General features: G+C 52.5%; 11 protein-coding genes. 4 read left to right on the top strand and 7 right to left on the bottom strand.

Annotation, left to right across the window (positions count from 1 at the left end; translation table 11 throughout):
• Positions 1–166: 166 nt before the first annotated feature.
• Positions 167–511, top strand: coding sequence for an MmcQ/YjbR family DNA-binding protein (locus ABWV33_RS11470; RefSeq protein ID WP_353330824.1), 345 nt, complete (start codon positions 167–169; stop codon positions 509–511).
• 58 nt (positions 512–569) lie between these two features.
• Complete coding sequence (locus ABWV33_RS11465) at positions 570–1,760, top strand: pyridoxal phosphate-dependent aminotransferase (RefSeq protein ID WP_121997129.1); 1,191 nt, start codon at positions 570–572, stop codon at positions 1,758–1,760.
• A gap of 56 nt (positions 1,761–1,816) precedes the next feature.
• Here the strand turns inward: ABWV33_RS11465 and ABWV33_RS11460 are convergent, their stop codons facing one another.
• Entirely contained in the window at positions 1,817–2,338 is a 522-nt protein-coding gene (locus ABWV33_RS11460; RefSeq protein ID WP_113824325.1) for an outer membrane protein, read from the bottom strand.
• Positions 2,339–2,731: 393 nt separating this feature from the next.
• Between ABWV33_RS11460 and ABWV33_RS11455 the strand changes: the two genes are divergently transcribed.
• Positions 2,732–4,276: a trimethylamine methyltransferase family protein gene (locus ABWV33_RS11455; RefSeq protein WP_353330821.1), complete on the top strand. Its 1,545-nt coding sequence runs from the start codon at positions 2,732–2,734 to the stop codon at positions 4,274–4,276.
• Positions 4,277–4,300: 24 nt separating this feature from the next.
• Here the strand turns inward: ABWV33_RS11455 and ABWV33_RS11450 are convergent, their stop codons facing one another.
• The 3 genes from ABWV33_RS11450 to ABWV33_RS11440 form a co-directional block, all read right to left on the bottom strand.
• Entirely contained in the window at positions 4,301–5,071 is a 771-nt protein-coding gene (locus ABWV33_RS11450; protein ID WP_121997127.1) for a TylF/MycF/NovP-related O-methyltransferase, read from the bottom strand.
• Between the two features lie 46 nt (positions 5,072–5,117).
• Positions 5,118–5,861, bottom strand: coding sequence for a glycosyltransferase family 2 protein (locus tag ABWV33_RS11445; RefSeq protein ID WP_353330819.1), 744 nt, complete (start codon positions 5,859–5,861; stop codon positions 5,118–5,120).
• A 275-nt stretch (positions 5,862–6,136) separates the two neighbouring features.
• The gene (locus tag ABWV33_RS11440; protein ID WP_113824328.1) at positions 6,137–9,778 is read right to left on the bottom strand and encodes a vitamin B12-dependent ribonucleotide reductase; all 3,642 of its coding nucleotides are present in this window, start codon (positions 9,776–9,778) and stop codon (positions 6,137–6,139) included.
• Positions 9,779–10,520: 742 nt separating this feature from the next.
• Between ABWV33_RS11440 and ABWV33_RS11435 the strand changes: the two genes are divergently transcribed.
• A complete protein-coding gene (locus ABWV33_RS11435) occupies positions 10,521–10,760 on the top strand; it encodes a hypothetical protein (protein WP_147232883.1) in 240 nt (79 codons plus the stop codon).
• A gap of 188 nt (positions 10,761–10,948) precedes the next feature.
• Here ABWV33_RS11435 and ABWV33_RS11430 read toward each other — a convergent pair whose 3' ends face one another.
• The 3 genes from ABWV33_RS11430 to ABWV33_RS11420 all read right to left on the bottom strand — a co-directional run bounded on the left by ABWV33_RS11430 (position 10,949) and on the right by ABWV33_RS11420 (position 16,369).
• On the bottom strand, positions 10,949–12,370 hold the full coding sequence (locus tag ABWV33_RS11430) for an FAD-binding oxidoreductase (RefSeq protein WP_353330817.1): 1,422 nt from the start codon (positions 12,368–12,370) through the stop codon (positions 10,949–10,951).
• Between the two features lie 152 nt (positions 12,371–12,522).
• Positions 12,523–12,780 carry a DUF4242 domain-containing protein gene (locus tag ABWV33_RS11425; RefSeq protein ID WP_113824331.1) on the bottom strand — a complete coding sequence of 86 codons (258 nt, stop codon included), beginning with the start codon at positions 12,778–12,780 and terminating at the stop codon, positions 12,523–12,525.
• A 43-nt stretch (positions 12,781–12,823) separates the two neighbouring features.
• Complete coding sequence (locus ABWV33_RS11420) at positions 12,824–16,369, bottom strand: AAA family ATPase (protein ID WP_353330815.1); 3,546 nt, start codon at positions 16,367–16,369, stop codon at positions 12,824–12,826.
• Positions 16,370–16,584: the final 215 nt, after the last annotated feature.

Below are 16,584 nucleotides of genomic sequence, written 5' to 3'. Positions count from 1 at the left end.
GCAAGTTGTCTCAGCAATGAAAACGAAAGAAACCAGCCCGCGACGATGTCAGCAGGGAATGCAGCAGATAATAATGCAAATGGTCTGGTTCATGAGGACCGGATAGCACGAGAATTCGCGCGCGCCAACCCTTGAGTACATCCGCGACCTGCGTCACACTGCTTGTATGAGCCGAAAGATCGTCAATTCCATCTGTGAAACCTTTCCGGGGGCCGAAGTCTCGGACCCTTGGGGCGGTGGCCATGATGCATGGAAGGTGGGCGGCAAGATGTTCGCCTGCATTGGGACGGCCGATGACGGTGTGTCTGTCAAAACACCTGATGTTGAAACAGCTGCGATGCTGATCGAGGCCGGTGTTGGCGTCAAAGCGCCCTATTTCCACAAAAGCTGGATCCGTTTGCCTTGGGGCACAGACGCTGATGAGATGCGCCACCGTCTAGAGGTCTCATATGATATCATCCGGGCAAGCCTGACGAAAAAACTGCAAGCGACAATGCCAGCGCGAAGCTGATTGACAAATCAGCGCACCTCTGCCCCTCTCCGGTCAATTCGGTTTTGAGGAGGTCAACATGCAGTTGTCACATCGCATCACACATCTTACCGGCGGTGGATCTGACGGGTGGGAGGTTTTTTATCGCGCACGTCAGATGAAGGCCGACGGTATTCCCGTGACAGAGCTGACGATCGGCGAACACGACATTGGAACTGATCCTTCGATTTTGGCTGCGATGAACGCGGCTGCGGTCGGTGGGCATACAGGATATGCCATGGTTCCGGGCATCGATACCCTGCGTGATACCGTCGCCGCGCGCGTTCAGGCCCAAAGCGGCGTGCCAACGACCCGGCACAACGTATTGATTACGCCCGGTGGTCAGTCTGCCCTGTTTGCAGCCCATAACGCGACCTGCAACGCGGGCGACACCGCATTGTTCATTGATCCCTATTATGCCACCTACCCCGGCACAATTCGCGGTGTTGGTGCTGTTCCTGTCGCGGTTCAAGCGCACGCCGATAATGCGTTTCAGCCGCGCGCCGCGGACATTGCCGCCGTTGCGAGCAAAGGCGCCGCGTCGTTGTTGGTCAACTCCCCCAACAACCCAACCGGTGTCGTTTATTCCCGCGAAACTTTGGAAGGGATCGCTGAGGTTTGTAAAACGTACGATTTGTGGCTGATTTCGGACGAAGTTTACGACACGCAGGTTTGGGAAGGCGAACATATCTCACCGCGTGCACTGCCTGACATGGCGGAGCGCACGCTGGTTGTTGGGTCCATGTCAAAATCCCATGCGATGACCGGATCGCGCTGTGGTTGGATCGTTGGCCCCGAAGAGGTGATCGAACATCTCATCAACCTGGCCACACACACCACCTATGGGGTGCCTGGGTTTATTCAGGATGCCGCCGATTTTGCCCTGAACGCAGGGGATGAATTGGAAAAAGAGGTCGCTGCGCCCTTTGAACGACGCCGTGCGTTGGCACGGGACCTATTGGCGAACCAGAACACCGTTGGATTGGTGCCAGCCCAAGGTGCGATGTATCTGATGTTGGATATGCGCGCGACCGGCCTGAGCGGTGAGGAATTCGCCAACATGCTACTTGATACGCACAAGATTGCGGTCATGCCCGGCGAAAGTTTTGGACAGGCCGCGCACGGACATATTCGTGTGGCGATGACCATTCCTGACGACCAGTTTCTAGCGGCACTAAAAACACTCTGTGATATGGCGGCAGAAATATCCAACAAACGCGCAGCTGAATAAGATCTGGCGCGGCCCCTCTCAAAGGCCACGCCATTCAAGCCCGCATCGGCTCTGTGTCAGAACCGGAACGAGGCCCTAAGATTGAACGTATTCGTATCAAAATCAGAACCAGAGCCGTTCAAATTGCTAAAGTCATGACGCAGTACTTCGCCGCTGACCGTCCATTGATCGGTGACTGGAAAAGCCATCCCGATTCCATATACCGCGCCGGTGTCGTTGCCGAATGATGTATCGGCCCGGGCCGCGCCAACGACCGCATAGCCAAGGGCCGGGCCGAAATCATATCCACCCTTCAGCTTAAACCGTCCGATATTGTCGATCGAGCCGCCGGCTCCCCCCAGATCGATTCCGACCCGGTCATATTCCAACTCAGCACCCACGACGATATTGTTGCCGAAATCATAGTTGTATCCGATGTGACCACCAAATGTTGCGTTGTCTCCGTCTTGTGAGCCAGGGCCATCCGTGTCGCCATAACCAACACCAAAACCGGCATATGCGCCTGTCCAGTCTGCCGCCATAACCGGGGCCGCAGCCGCAATGGACAGACCTGTAACTGCAGAAATCAAGAGTTTCATATTCTTACTCCACCTTCGTTAGGACGAACACGGTGCGCCATCTTTTCAATGGCTTACTTCAACTCGGTTCGTCATGTCAGACAGATGGGAAGAGGTAGGCAGGCATTCAACCAACATCTCTGACTGCGCAAATCAGAGCGTCAGTTATCCGCCGATCCCTCAGCAAAAAACTGCGCAGAACCGGAAATTCATTTGGTCGCAAACAGGACAGACCGGGTCGGTGTTGAATGCCATCGTGTACATCAAGACAAGGGAGAAACGATGCACAACGAGCAGTGGAAAATCTGTTTGGTCAGCCGCACGATTGGTGCGGACCGTGGCCGTGCCGCGCGTGGGCGTCCCTGTGTGAGTTGAGTCAAAACATCTAACTTTTACTCTACTCGGAATTCAAAAATGAACGATCAATCTCGTGCCTCTGCTCGGAGCGGTGGGCGCTCTGCCCGTCGTGCTGCCCGTGCCGCAGCCCTGCCCGATCACCTCCGCCCTATCCGTCCCGGTTTAGAAGGCGGCGCGCTCAATCTGCTGAGCCAACAAGACATGGAACGTATCCACAGTGGTGCGTTGGATGCATTGGAACAGATCGGGCTGGCGGATGCCCCCCCGACCGGCATTGAATATTTAGTCAATGCCGGGTGTAGTCTGGGCGAGGATGGGCGCATTCGATTTCCCCGCGCCTTGGTAGAAGATACACTGGCTAAGGCGAACCGTTCGGTTGTTCTGTACAGCCGGGATGGCAAGACCGATTTGGACCTCTCTGGAACCAAAGTCCATTATGGCACCGCTGGGGCTGCTGTAAGTATGGTCGATGTGCATGGCCGCAATTACCGGGATTCAACAGTTCAAGATTTGCATGACGCCGCACGCATCTGTAACCACCTGGACAATATCCACTTTGTGCAGCGGCCGATGGTATGCCGTGACATCCCAGACAACCGTGAGATGGACCTAAACACCATTTACGCCTGCACTTCGGGAACCTTCAAACACATCGGCACGTCGTTCACTGAACCATCGTATGTCAAACCCGCACTGGAAATGTTGCAAACCATTGCAGGTGGAGAAGACAAGTGGCGCGAACGCCCCTTCATGTCTAACTCAAATTGTTTCGTTGTTCCCCCAATGAAGTTTGCCACCGAAGCTTGCGAAGTGATGGAGGAATGTATCAAAGGCGGCATGCCTGTGTTGTTGCTCTCTGCCGGTATGGCTGGCGCGACAGCACCATCCACCATTGCAGGCGCCATTATGCAGGCAACAGCTGAATGTTTGGCGGGTCTGGTCTATGTGAACGCGGTAAAGCCCGGGCACCCGGCCATCATGGGCACGTGGCCCTTCGGCCTTGACCTGCGCACTGGTGCGATGACCGTAGGATCCGGTGAACAAGCCCTGCTGAGTGCAGGTTGCGCCCAGATGCACCGCTTTTATGATTTGCCCGGTGGGGCTGCAGCTGGGGCGGCGGATTCAAAACTCCCCGATATGCAGGCAGGCTGGGAACAAATGTGTTCCGCTGTCATGACCGGGCTTTCAGGTTTGAACATGGTTTACGAAGCGGCTGGAATGCACGCCTCGCTCTTAGGGTTCTGTCATGAAAGCCTAATTCTAAGCGATGATCTGTTGGGGCAAGCCATGCGATGTGTTCGCGGAATCGAAGTGAGCGACGAAACGTTGGCTCTGAGTCAGATTGCTGAGGTTTGTCTGGGTGGCACAGGTCACTATCTGGGAACCGAACAAACGCTCAGCCGGATGCAGGCAGACTATGTATACCCAACTCTGGGTGATCGGACGTCCCCCAAAGAATGGGCAGAGCTGGATAAACCTGACCTGATCGAAAAAGCCATCGCCAAGAAAGAAGCGATTTTGGCCGAACGATCCCCAGCGCGGTTTGATGCGGATCTTGACGCTCAACTCAGAGCGCAGTTCAACATCCACCTGCCCACATAAAACAGCTCGGCCGGTCGGGCCTGATCACCGCATCAAAATACCCTGACCGGTCGGCAAACCCATGATTGTCCGCTCTTTACGGCGGGCGAACTCATTCCACGCTGTATTCTGTTCTTCATGCCCGCTTAAGCCATAATCATCGAGCACAATGATTCCACCTGGTGTGATCCGATCCCAGATTGCCTCAATAGTCCCCATTTCAGCAGAGGTGATATTAAGATCGATCGAGATATAGCTCAGGCTTTCAAACTCCACCTGATCGATGGATCCCGGCAACAGACCCTGGACCAAAACCACATTTGGGTGCGGCGCGAACTGCTTTCGTGCAAATTCGATGATGTTCGTATTCGCCGGATTCCCAGTGTACATATTTTTGTTCATCTTCGCGACACCAGCCATTTCGGCCTCGCTGGCCATGTCCACCGGAATGCCCTCGTAAGTGTCGAACAAAAAGAACTTTTTCCCGCTTTGATCGAAATCGCTGTTGCGTACAATCATCGTCGAAAGCAGCCCCGTGTTCACACCGAATTCAGCAAAATCTCCGGGAATGCGCAGACAACACTCAGCAGCCCATAGGCACACATGGATCCGCCAGCGAATGTCCGGGGTCCCACCAATCCAGTGCGGTGCGCTCTCTTTACACACCTGATCCCAGCTGCCTTGAAATTTGTCATCGTGCAAAAACGGGATGTACTTTTTCCGGACCGCTAAATGATCCCCAAAATAGTCATACCGATAAGGAGCACCGGTCAGTGCACGGCGCAGAAATCGTATGGTCGATGTAATTGGGTCCATCTGGGTCTCCAAGTCTTTCAAGTCTGGATCTTCTCAAAATCACGCCTCAGCGCGCTTTGAGGATCTGCTTATAATACTGAATGCGGTCTTTCATTGTCTCATGAGGTAGAAACTTTTTCCGGATATACTTCAACTCTTTCCGTCGCAGTTCGGGGGAAACACTTGCACTGACCTGGCCCATATGTAGCCGGTTCAAAACGAGAGTGTCTGGTACAACACAAGGCGCACCGTATTTTTGCGCAAACCGCTTGTAGATATCGACATCCATCAACCAAATCAGTTCTTCATCAAAGTCCAACTTGTTGGTCGTGCGAAACGCCAGAACTGACGGGCTGCTTATCGTGTTCTTTCCAAACTGAATTTGTGGGTGCAAACGCGGAACCATCGGGCGCTCAATCATCTGCCCATCGCGCGTTACCCCCGATCCACACACCAACCAAACCACACCAGTGTCCGAAAATGCATCACTCATTTTTTGTAAGGCGTCTGTTCCGTTTATGAGGTCATCTTGGAACAGGATTTTGAGGATTTCACCACTGGCATGACGCATCGCATTGTTGGAATTTGCCGACGCCTGTTTAGGCCCATCGCGAAACCACACGTGATGAACTTTGATCCCCTCAACCCCGGCACATATTTTCTGAACGGCATCATCTTTGGACTGATCCGATACAATCACTTCGAAATCGCGAAAGGTTTGTTCCTTCAGGCGCTCAAACGACTCTGCGAGAAATTGCGCACCGTGTCCGCCCATATCATATGCAGGAATACAAATGCTGAGTTTTGGCATGTTCGCGACCTTGTTTATGGCACCTGATTGCCCCTTCATATCAAACGAAAAATGGGGAGGCACAAGCCCCCCCAGTTTCGCCATCCAAGCTCATTTTATTAACCGCCCGGTGTTTTTTGCCTGCGGCCTGGACGTCGCATGGAACGAGCGCACCCGTTCCGTGACAGAGTGGGAAGGACAAAACTGTCGCCCACCCATTCATAAGGAACAAAGTTATCAGAGCGAACTCAGTCCCTTACGCGCCATTCCTGACGCGATTTTGTAATGGAGCAGCTTTAGCTGCACCCGCTTGTTGAGCCGCAGGTATTGCATTTCATGCAAGTCCCATTGCGCACCAATGTGTAGTTTCCGCATTCCCCGCAGGCTTCGCCTTCGTAGCCCTGCATCTTGGCCTTTACTCGTGCATCCATACCACCACCAACGGCCGTGGTAGGAGCTGGCCCAGTTTCAGGGACCAAAGTCTGCAGGTTCGATACCGGATCTGTACCCGTCAAACCCGTTTCGGCCTGACCACCCTGCAACACAACCAAATCCTGAGGCAGACGTTTCCGAAGATACCCTGTGGAACTGATTTGCTTAAGTACTTCCAACGACTTGGAGGCCGCAGTTTCACTCACCTTGTCGACGTTTGACAGACCTTCATCGACCCCACGTCCGATGTCATCGAACGATGCCCCTTCGGGTTTCACATGTGCCAGATCGGTTCGGTCCAAATAGCTGACAGCCAACTCACGGAAAATGTAATCCAGGATGGATGTGGCGTTTTTGATCGAGTCATTGCCCTGCACCATGCCAGCCGGTTCGAACTTGGTAAACGTAAACGCATCCACAAATTCTTCGAGCGGGACGCCATATTGCAGCCCAACAGACACAGCGATGGCGAAGTTGTTCATCATTGCACGAAAGCCTGCGCCCTCTTTGTGCATATCGATGAAGATTTCACCCAATGCCCCATCCGAGTATTCGCCTGTCCGCAGATAGACCTTGTGGCCACCAACGACTGCTTTTTGCGTATACCCTTTGCGTCGTTCGGGCATCTTTTCGCGGTGCGAGCGGATTACTTCTTTGACGATCACCTTTTCGATGATCTTTTCCGCCAAAACAGTTGCCTTTTCAGTGGGTGTACCACTTTCTAGAACGTCTGCGGCATCGTCATCATCTTCGACCAGTGCGGCAGCCAATGGCTGGCTCAACTTGGATCCGTCGCGATAAAGTGCGTTCGCCTTTACCCCCAAAGACCAGCTCAGCTCATATGCTTTTTGACAATCTTCGATTGTCGCATCGTTGGGCATATTGATGGTTTTGGAGATCGCACCCGAAATAAAGGACTGCGCTGCCGCCATCATGGTGATGTGGCTGTCAACATTCAGGAACCGCTTGCCTTTCTTCCCACAAGGGTTTGCACAATCAAAGATGTGATAGTGCTCTTCCTTGAGGAACGGCGCCCCTTCCAGTGTCATCGTTCCACAAACATGGTCGTTCGCGGCATCAATGTCAGCCCGGGTAAAGCCCAGATGACGCAGCAAATCGAAAGTCGGGTCATTCAATTTAGGTGCAGGAATACCCAACACCTGAGTGCAGAACTCTTCGCCTAGTGTCCACTGATTGAACACAAACCGGATATCAAACGCGCTTTCGAGAGCGGCATCAATCTTGGACAATTCGTTGGGACCAAACCCGTGCCCGGTGAGCGAGGTGTGATTGATTGCAGGCGCATTTCCGATGGACCCGTGTCCCACAGCTGACGATACGATTTCTTCAATCTCGGACGAGCTGTAGCCCAGGTTTTCCAGAGCAGACGGCACAGACCGGTTGATGATCTTGAAATAGCCGCCGCCAGCCAGTTTTTTGAACTTAACAAGCGCAAAATCCGGCTCAATCCCCGTGGTGTCGCAATCCATAACCAGACCAATGGTCCCGGTCGGCGCAATTACAGTCGATTGTGCGTTGCGATAGCCATTTTTTTCACCAAGGCTCAGCGCTTCATCCCATGCGGACATGGCAAGATCGATCAATCGTACATCCGGGCAATTGTCATGATCCAGAGGGACCGGCTTGACCGCCAGTTTTTCGTAGCCAGTGCTTGCACCGTGTGCCGCTTTGCGGTGGTTTCTGATCACACGCAGCATGTGCTCTGCATTGCGTTCATATCCAGCAAACGGTCCCAGTTCGCCAGCGATTTCAGCCGATGTCGCATAAGCAACACCTGTCATGATCGCGGTCAGCGCACCACAGAGCGCTCGTCCCTCGTCACTGTCGTAGCCATGACCCATGTTCATCAACAGGCCACCGATATTTGCGTACCCCAGACCCAATGTCCGGAAATCATAGGAAAGCTGCGCGATTTCTTTCGAGGGGAACTGCGCCATAGTCACAGACACTTCGAGCGTCAGCGTCCACAGGCGTGCCGCATGCATGTAATCCTCTGCTTGAAACTTCCCATCCTTGAGGAAAGTCAGCAGGTTCATGGACGCAAGATTGCATGCAGTGTCATCAAGGAACATGTATTCGGAGCAAGGATTTGAACCGCGAATTTCACCGTCTTCGGGGCATGTGTGCCATTCGTTCACTGTGTCGTGGTACTGAATACCAGGGTCGGCACAGGCCCACGCAGCATGCCCAACCTGAGCCCAGAGGTCGCGTGCTTTGACGACTTTGGCAACTTTGCCATCAGTGCGGTTGATCAATTCCCAATCCGCGTCTTTTTCAATCGCTTTGAGAAAACCGTTTGTCACCCGGATTGAGTTGTTCGAGTTTTGCCCTGACACAGAGCTGTAGGCTTCGCTGTCCCAATCTGTATCATAGGTAGGAAACTCAATGCTTGTGTGACCTTGCTTGGCATAGTCCAGCACGCGCTTGATGTAAGTTTCTGGAATTGCGACTTTTTTCGCTTCGCGGATCGCGGTTTTGAGGGCGTCATTGTGCGCAGGGTCATAGGCGTCTTGCGCCTTTCCATCCCAAAGCTTCAACGCATCGAAAATACCATTCAACTTGGCTTCGTGCATCTTGGAGCCAGCCACGATGCTCGCGACTTTCTGCTCTTCTATGACTTTCCAGTTGATGAAATCCTGAATATCTGGGTGATCTGCGTCAACGATAACCATTTTCGCTGCACGCCGTGTGGTGCCGCCGGATTTGATGGCTCCTGCAGCACGGTCACCGATTTTCAAAAAGCCCATGAGGCCTGAAGATTTGCCGCCACCCGACAAGGATTCCCCTTCGCCACGAAGGTGCGAGAAGTTGGTGCCAGTACCTGACCCATATTTAAACAGGCGCGCTTCGCGCACCCACAAATCCATGATGCCGCCTTCGTTTACCAGATCATCCTGCACACCTTGAATAAAGCAAGCATGCGGTTGTGGGTGCTCGTAAGAGGATTTGGACTTTGTCAGTTTACCAGTTTTGTAATCGACATAATGGTGTCCCTGTGCCGGACCATCGATACCGTAAGCCCAGTGTAGACCCGTGTTGAACCACTGCGGGGAGTTCGGAGCGGCACGTTGTGTCGCCAGCATGAACCGCATCTCATCATAATAAGCGCGCGCGTCATCTTCGTTAGAAAAGTAACCACCTTTCCAGCCCCAATACGCCCAAGCGCCTGCGAGACGATCGAAAACCTGTTTGGAGGACGTCTCGCCGCCAAACTCGACTTCTCCGTCTGGAACCGACCGCCACAAAAACTCAGGAACGTCTTTTTCCCGGACTTTCTTCAAGCGTGTTGGAACGCCAGCCTTACGGAAATATTTCTGCGCGATGACATCGCTGGCAACTTGGCTCCATGTGTTGGGAACCTCGATATTCTCAAGCCGGAAAACTATGGTGCCGTCTGGGTTGCGAATCTCTGAAGTTGCCGAGATGAAATCCAATTCTGCATAAGCGTCCTGCCCTGCTTTCGTGAATTTTCTATCAATTTTCATAGTCCGCTGCCCCTACATTCCAGCTATTCGTCTTGGCCGAATTGGCCCCCCAGTGATGCACCAACCTCTTAGGTCGATTTGACAGGACAAGCCTTCTGTGTGCACTGCTTGCAACACAGCACAAAATCGACACGGAGTGCCAAAGAAGTTCAGAAGTAAAAGGTCCCATCCTTGTTACCGACCAGGCTCAAGACGCTAGATATAGTGCCACCGCAATCGACATCCACAATTTGGCGTACTTGGACATACTTGGTCAACGCAAAATTCACACTCCGAAGCGAAACTTTTCTGTTGACCCACCCCTGTCGCAATTGAGCTATGCGGCAAAACCCGATTCCTCCACAGGATAAACCTAGGGTTGTGCCTTGCACGTTTGCCAGTGAAGGCACGGAAATTCCTTGATTATCTTGGCCAGCCGTAAAAATTACTCACAAGACAAACGAGCGAAATACCTCGCAAAGCTTCCGAATCCAGCTACATACCTTGTGTCATAAATACCTTACGTTTGATCCCAAACTGGATTCTTCTGTTCACTTCGAAAGACACCATGAATCACGTCAAAACCATTATCCTATTGTTGGCCACCAGCGCCTGTGCACCACAAATAACGGGATCATCGTCACAAGCAGCGGTGTTCGAAAGCAAGCCTGAACCGCTGATTAATGCTTTCACACAGCGGTGTTCGCAACCGCCAGCCAGCTTTATTCGTAAATCCGAATCGCACATACAATGCAGGATAAACATGTCCCCCGATGAAACCGCAGCTGCGATTCTATCTTATGATGGTCACATAGATGATTTGCCTCAGATCGTTATAGATCTTACGACCACACCACACGAGAATGGCGTTATTGTTCGGATTGAAAACTATCTGAATGTCCCTCAGAGGGCCGGGCCAGACGTCCATGTTGTTGTCGCAAATTCCCGCACGGAGCGGATGTTGTCTCGTCTCTTTACTGGCTCAGGAGGGAAACCTCTCTAACCAAGTTAGAGAGGCTGGACTTTCCTGTGCGGACCGCCCCCCTCTGGGCTGGTGGTGAACGCGAAAAATACCTAGCCCCGGCAACTCGGTCTGCGATATTTGCATGATCCTCGTTTCCGGTGACCTACAGTGCTTTTGTCATAGCAACTTACCGAGAACTGCGACCCCGTAGTTACCTGGATGTGTAGCTACACCTGAGGGGCAATGTTGTGATTTATGCGGAACAAATTCTTGGGGTCATACGTGTTCTTTGCCTGGATCAACTTTTCATAATTTGTGCCATAAACATCGGCCATACGCTCGGGTTCGTCATCGGGGACGAAATTCACATATGCTGTACCCGCTGAAAATGGAGATACATCGTCAAACAGGGTCCGCGCCCATGTGCGACAGATGTCATCATCATCTGGGCTATGCCACCTCGTGTGTACATTCATGATAAAGTGAGAATTCCGCTGAGGATAAGCTGTTGCTCCTGCCTCCACCTGAGACATTGCACCGCCCAGATGCGCGAGAAAGATTTCACAATCTAGGCTGGGCGTATTTCGCACAGCCTCAATTATGAGGTCCGTTGCGTTGACAGGTAGCGAAATCAAGTCATGACTTTTCCAGTAATTGCGAGCACCGGGTGTCAATAGCGGGTCAAATGCCGCTTCCCATCCGACAAACGGATTGGGACCCATGACATCGACAATTGGCTCTCCCAGTGCCTGGAGTTCAGTTAAAGATTTCCGACCTTCTTCTGTTTCTTCGCAGAGGCAGGCTGCAAAGATTAACACGTCGCGGCCATGCCATTCGGGTGGAAGGAACGGAAGAGGTGGTGCCTTGCGCATGACGACCCACACAGTCAGTTCGTCAGGGGCCGTATTGGCGATACGCTCGTAGTGCGGCAATAGATCGGCGGCCGCCTCAAGCGGATGCACAATAAGGCCGGCCGTCACCTCTGGACCAACCGGATGAAGCATAAATTCGAAGGATGAAATGACGCCGAAATTTCCCCCTCCACCGCGGATTGCCCAGAACAAATCAGAGTTCTCGTCCGCGCTGGCCCGGATCATTGAACCATCCGCAAGCACGACATCTGCTGATATCAGGTTGTCGATCGTCATGCCGTATTTACGAGTGATCCAGCCAAAGCCGCCGCCCAATGTCAGGCCCGCAATCCCAGTGGTAGAGTTGATCCCCACTGGTACTGCCAAACCATGGACCTGCGTTTCTTTGTCTACGTCCCCCAGTGTTGCCCCAGGTTCAACACGGGCACGACGCGAATTCGGATCGACATATACCGACTTCATATTTGAAAGGTCCAACATCAACACCCCGTCCCGGACCGCATGGCCTGCAATCTGGTGACCACCACTGCGGATCGAAATTAAAAGCCCGTTGTCGCGTGCAAAATTCACGGCTCTCTGGATGTCGCTGGCCCCAAGTGCGCGTATTACTAACCCGGGTTGGCGATCATGCATAGCGTTCCAGATAGTCCGCGCTTCGTCGTACCCGGGGGTACCCGGGGTCACCACGTCACCGCGTAAGGACATATTCAGTGCTTCAATCGTGTCTGTCGAAATCTCGACTGCGTTGCCGTTGCTAGCAGTAACTTCAATTGTCATTTTCGCCTCCAATAAAAAGTGGAGGTTCATTACCTGGTGAATTTTGCCTCACCAAAGATGGGATGCGCCAGTTCTGCGACCGGCATCATGGATTGCGTTCAATTTTTCGAAACAAGGGGCTAATCGATACACGCCAAATCGACGTATTCAGATCAAGCAAAAATCGCAGGATCAAACTCATCAACGGAAACGATAACGTCCGCAGGCACGCCTGCCCGATTTGCAGCGCGCTTGATTGCGGCGGCGTCTTGCGCTTCGTAAAGACAATACGATTTTCGTTGATCTGCACTTAGAAATGAAACGATCCAGCGAACTTCTTCGTCATCGTTGATCCGCTGGATACCCGCCGTGTCGTCCGCAGTAAGGACCAATTTCTCGGCAAAGTTTCGTTCAATAATAAACTTCGGCATTGGCATCTCCAATCAATCAGGGGTCAGTCCGGTTTCGCAAAAGTCAAAATTTCAATAGGTTTTCACAGTTTTTCGTTAATCTAACCATACTCAACTTAGCCGCCACGTCTATAGAATCGTTAATTGCGGCGTCAGCTCTGTTGCGATCTTCGGGCCGGCCGCGCCTCAATAACATCTCGGCCAAATCGTATTTTGTCCAAGCTTGCCAGGGCGCTGACCGCATTCGTCGGTTTAACTGGAGCGCTTCTTCAAAGTGCCGCTCTGCTCGTTGCCATTCACCGAGTGCAGATGACAATATCCCCAGTTGGCGAGCGGCTGCGCCCAGACAAACCGTGGTCACACCCGCCGTTATCGTCATGTCTTCGTAAGGGGTCAAAAGATCGTAGAGACGCTCTGAAAGATCCCCTGCATCCGATACTGCGCTAACCTCTGCAAGATAAGCCAAGGTCGTGCTGTATTTGGCATCCAAAGCAAAAGAAAAGTCATCTTCTGCCATTTCTCGAAGCATACGACTGGATGCTTCTCTATGCCCTAAATCGCTAGCGACAATGGCGAAACCGGGCTTCCACGTCGTGTCAGTCGGATCATCGTCCAGCATTTTCTTGATGATTGGCGCAATCTGCGTCAAACGCCCCTGCTCGCGGCGAATGGTGAACATTTGCATCCCATGTACACCTTCCATCGCTCCACCGTATGTTTTCTGACCAAGGTCAAATGCCCTGTTCGTCAATTGTTCTGCCGCTTGGAAATCGCCGTCCAAAATCGCCTTCATTGCCATCCCATGAGACAATATGACTTCGAAATGCATGTGTTGCCGGTTTTCGCCGAGCTGGGCCAAATGGGTCAGTGCTTGATCCATGCGGTCGCGGTCGCCCATTTCAGCGCACACGAAAACCTCTAAAGAGCGCGCGCGCGCGCGTTCCGTATCATTGACCTCATCAGAAACAAGAAGCATTTCGTCCAATTTTGAGCGCCATGACCCAAGTTCAATCACTTCGCGTACACTTATTGGAGTCAGAAATTCAGAGAACAAGAGACTACAAAGAGATGCCTTGTCGTCCAATTGGCGCACGAGCGTTAGAGCCTCAGCACGATAACGCGCGCTCTTTCTAGGTGCGCCTTCCATCTGGCAGCCGCGGGCCAATGTGCTGAGCAGCTGGCACCGCAATTTCTGGTTATCCTTGGGTGTCCTGGCCAAAGCCTCTTCGAGAAGGTCAATCGAGGACGCGACGGGTAACGAAGACAGAAACAGCGAGCTACTAAAATGTATGACTGCATCAGCGAAACGTTCGAGATCAGCGTGCTTATCTGCTAGGTCGACAGCTGCTTTTAGCACCTGGCACGCCTGGTGTATCTCACCTGCACTATCAAGCGCGCGGCCCAAAAGAACACCCGTGGCGATTTTGGCGCTCAATTGCTCAGCTTTATCTTCAAGTTGATCTGCAAGTGAAATCGCTGCTTTTGCATGTTCAACGGCCTCAAAATTTGCTGAGCGAGCAAGTGCCCGTTCAGCGGCCTTGATCCAGTAGCCTATCGCGTCTCTGGGATTACCCGCCTCGGTAAAATGACGAGCGAGAACCTCGGGTTCACGCTCAACCACACCACCGATACCTGCTTCTAGTGCTCGGCCAATGGCCAGATGATGCGCCTGTCTCGTGCGAGACAAAAGCGATTGATATGCTGTGTCCTGTATAAGCGCGTGACGAAACATGCGGGCTCCTGGTCCAGACACGCCAGACACCAGGATGCGAGCACGAGCCAGCTCTCCTAGATGGGTTTCTAGGTCATCGACTTTTGTGGAAAGAACGCTTGCCAGTAATTGCGGCTCAAAATCGCGGCCTATGACAGATGCAACTAAAGCAACGTTTCTCGCACCGGATGACAGCTTGTCCAACCGCGCCATCAGAGAGCCTTGCAGCGTATCCGGAATGGTCGCATCGCTGTCACTATCGCTGCGTTCAGCAACAGAGCGGGTTAATTCTTCGACAAATAGAGGGATGCCTGCGGCCCGGGTTTCCATGTAATCAATAAATGTAGTGTCAGGCGTTTGCCCCAAAATGCCCGACATCATTTCGGCAGTCTGTTCCCGGGTCAGTAAGCCAATCGGTAGCTGCGTCGCATTGTCAAAATCTAGCGTCCAGTCAGATGCGCCTTCTGGTCTTTGCGTAACAACCACTAGAGCAGGAAGATCAGAAATTCTTGATGCCAATCTTTCAAGCACTTCTTGTGTTGATGGATCAATCCAATGACTATCTTCTAGCACCATCAGAACCGGTTGGTTATTGGCCATCGCGGCCATACGTTCGACAATTGTTTGTATTGTTAGATCTTTCAGATCTTGCGGTGCAAGCGACAGGGTTTCAGGAGATTTTGCCAGCTCAATAGACAGCAATTCAGCATAGACCTCTACGGCATGCGGAACCTGCGGCGGGGCAACCTTCAACATCGACCTGATTTTCGCAGCCCTGATGTCCGCTGCGTCGTCAGGCTTAATTCCCGATAATCTTAGGATGCGCTCGGCGATGGGGTGAAACGCGCTGGTGGAATGGTAGGGGGAACACTGCATTCGCACTAATTCGTGCGGTGTTTGAACCACCGCTCGCATTAGTTCTTCGACTAGGCGGGATTTGCCAATACCAGCGTCGCCAGAAATCAGCACCATCTGGCCTTTGCCTTTTAACGCGCTCTGCCAACGATCAAGCAAAATTTGCAATTCGCCGACCCGCCCCACCAATTCTGCTGAACCAGATCTAGCTTGCGCCGAAAATCGACTTTCCAATTTCTTCAACTCGACAACACGGTGCGGTACGATTTCATTTTCGTACCCTTTGAGACGCGTTTCACCCAAGGTTTCTAGTATGAACTCTCCACCGCAAAGCCTTTGGGTGTCGGGTCCGATTACAACTTCGCCTGGGCGGGCCTGAGCCTGTAAACGGGCTGCTAGGTTTGGCGTGTCTCCTGCAATTGCACCTGTTTCGATGCCGCCTGCGCTGACTAGATCTCCAACCACGACGTGGCCCGTTGCAATACCCACCCGCGCCGGCATCGCAATGTCATTGAACCGAATATCTTCTATTGCTTCAATGATTTCCAAACCAGCGTGGACTGCCCGGCTAGCATGATCTTCGTAGGCCGTGGGCCATCCGAAATAGGTCAAAGCCCCATCGCCCAAATACTTTGCGACGTAGCCGCCATATTTTGAAACGACGCCGGTCACAGCGTCCTGAAAACTGCGCAGAATTTCCCGCATCTGCTCAGGCGTTAACTGCTGAGATAATTCTGTGGATCCAACGATGTCAGCGAATAGTATAGTTAACAGCCGGTGTTCAGCGTCATCAGTGGGGGTCGTTTCCAGTTTCGGTGCAGCAGCGGTTTCGATCTCTGGTATGGTCTCCGGAGGAGACTCAGATCCAATGTCGGCGATCGCAGCCAGCAGAACTTTGCGATGACCAAGGGAAACTCCCAATTCGCGAAGATCGGCTTCCTCCAAAAGCGGCAAAACACGCATATCGACATCGTTTTCGGAAAAAACCTCAGCATAAACGCCGAGACCCAAGTGATCCAGCCAACTTGAAACAGAGGAACTCATGCACAATCTTCTCAGAAAAATCGTGATCGGGAAACATGTTTGTTTGTCCCCGCCCATCTGTCACGCTTGAACGCCAAATCACGCAGCTTCCAAATTGGAATGCGGCGCTACTTATTGATCTTGCAACGCGGATAGGGTTGCCAACTGGGAAACACCTTCAGATGTGATTACAAATAGACGTCGCTTTGACGATCACATCGGTGAACAACCTTGGT

Source organism: Phaeobacter sp. NW0010-22 (assembly GCF_040365955.1).
GTDB lineage: Bacteria > Pseudomonadota > Alphaproteobacteria > Rhodobacterales > Rhodobacteraceae > OMPR01.
This window is presented reverse-complemented; position numbering and strand designations above follow the sequence as displayed.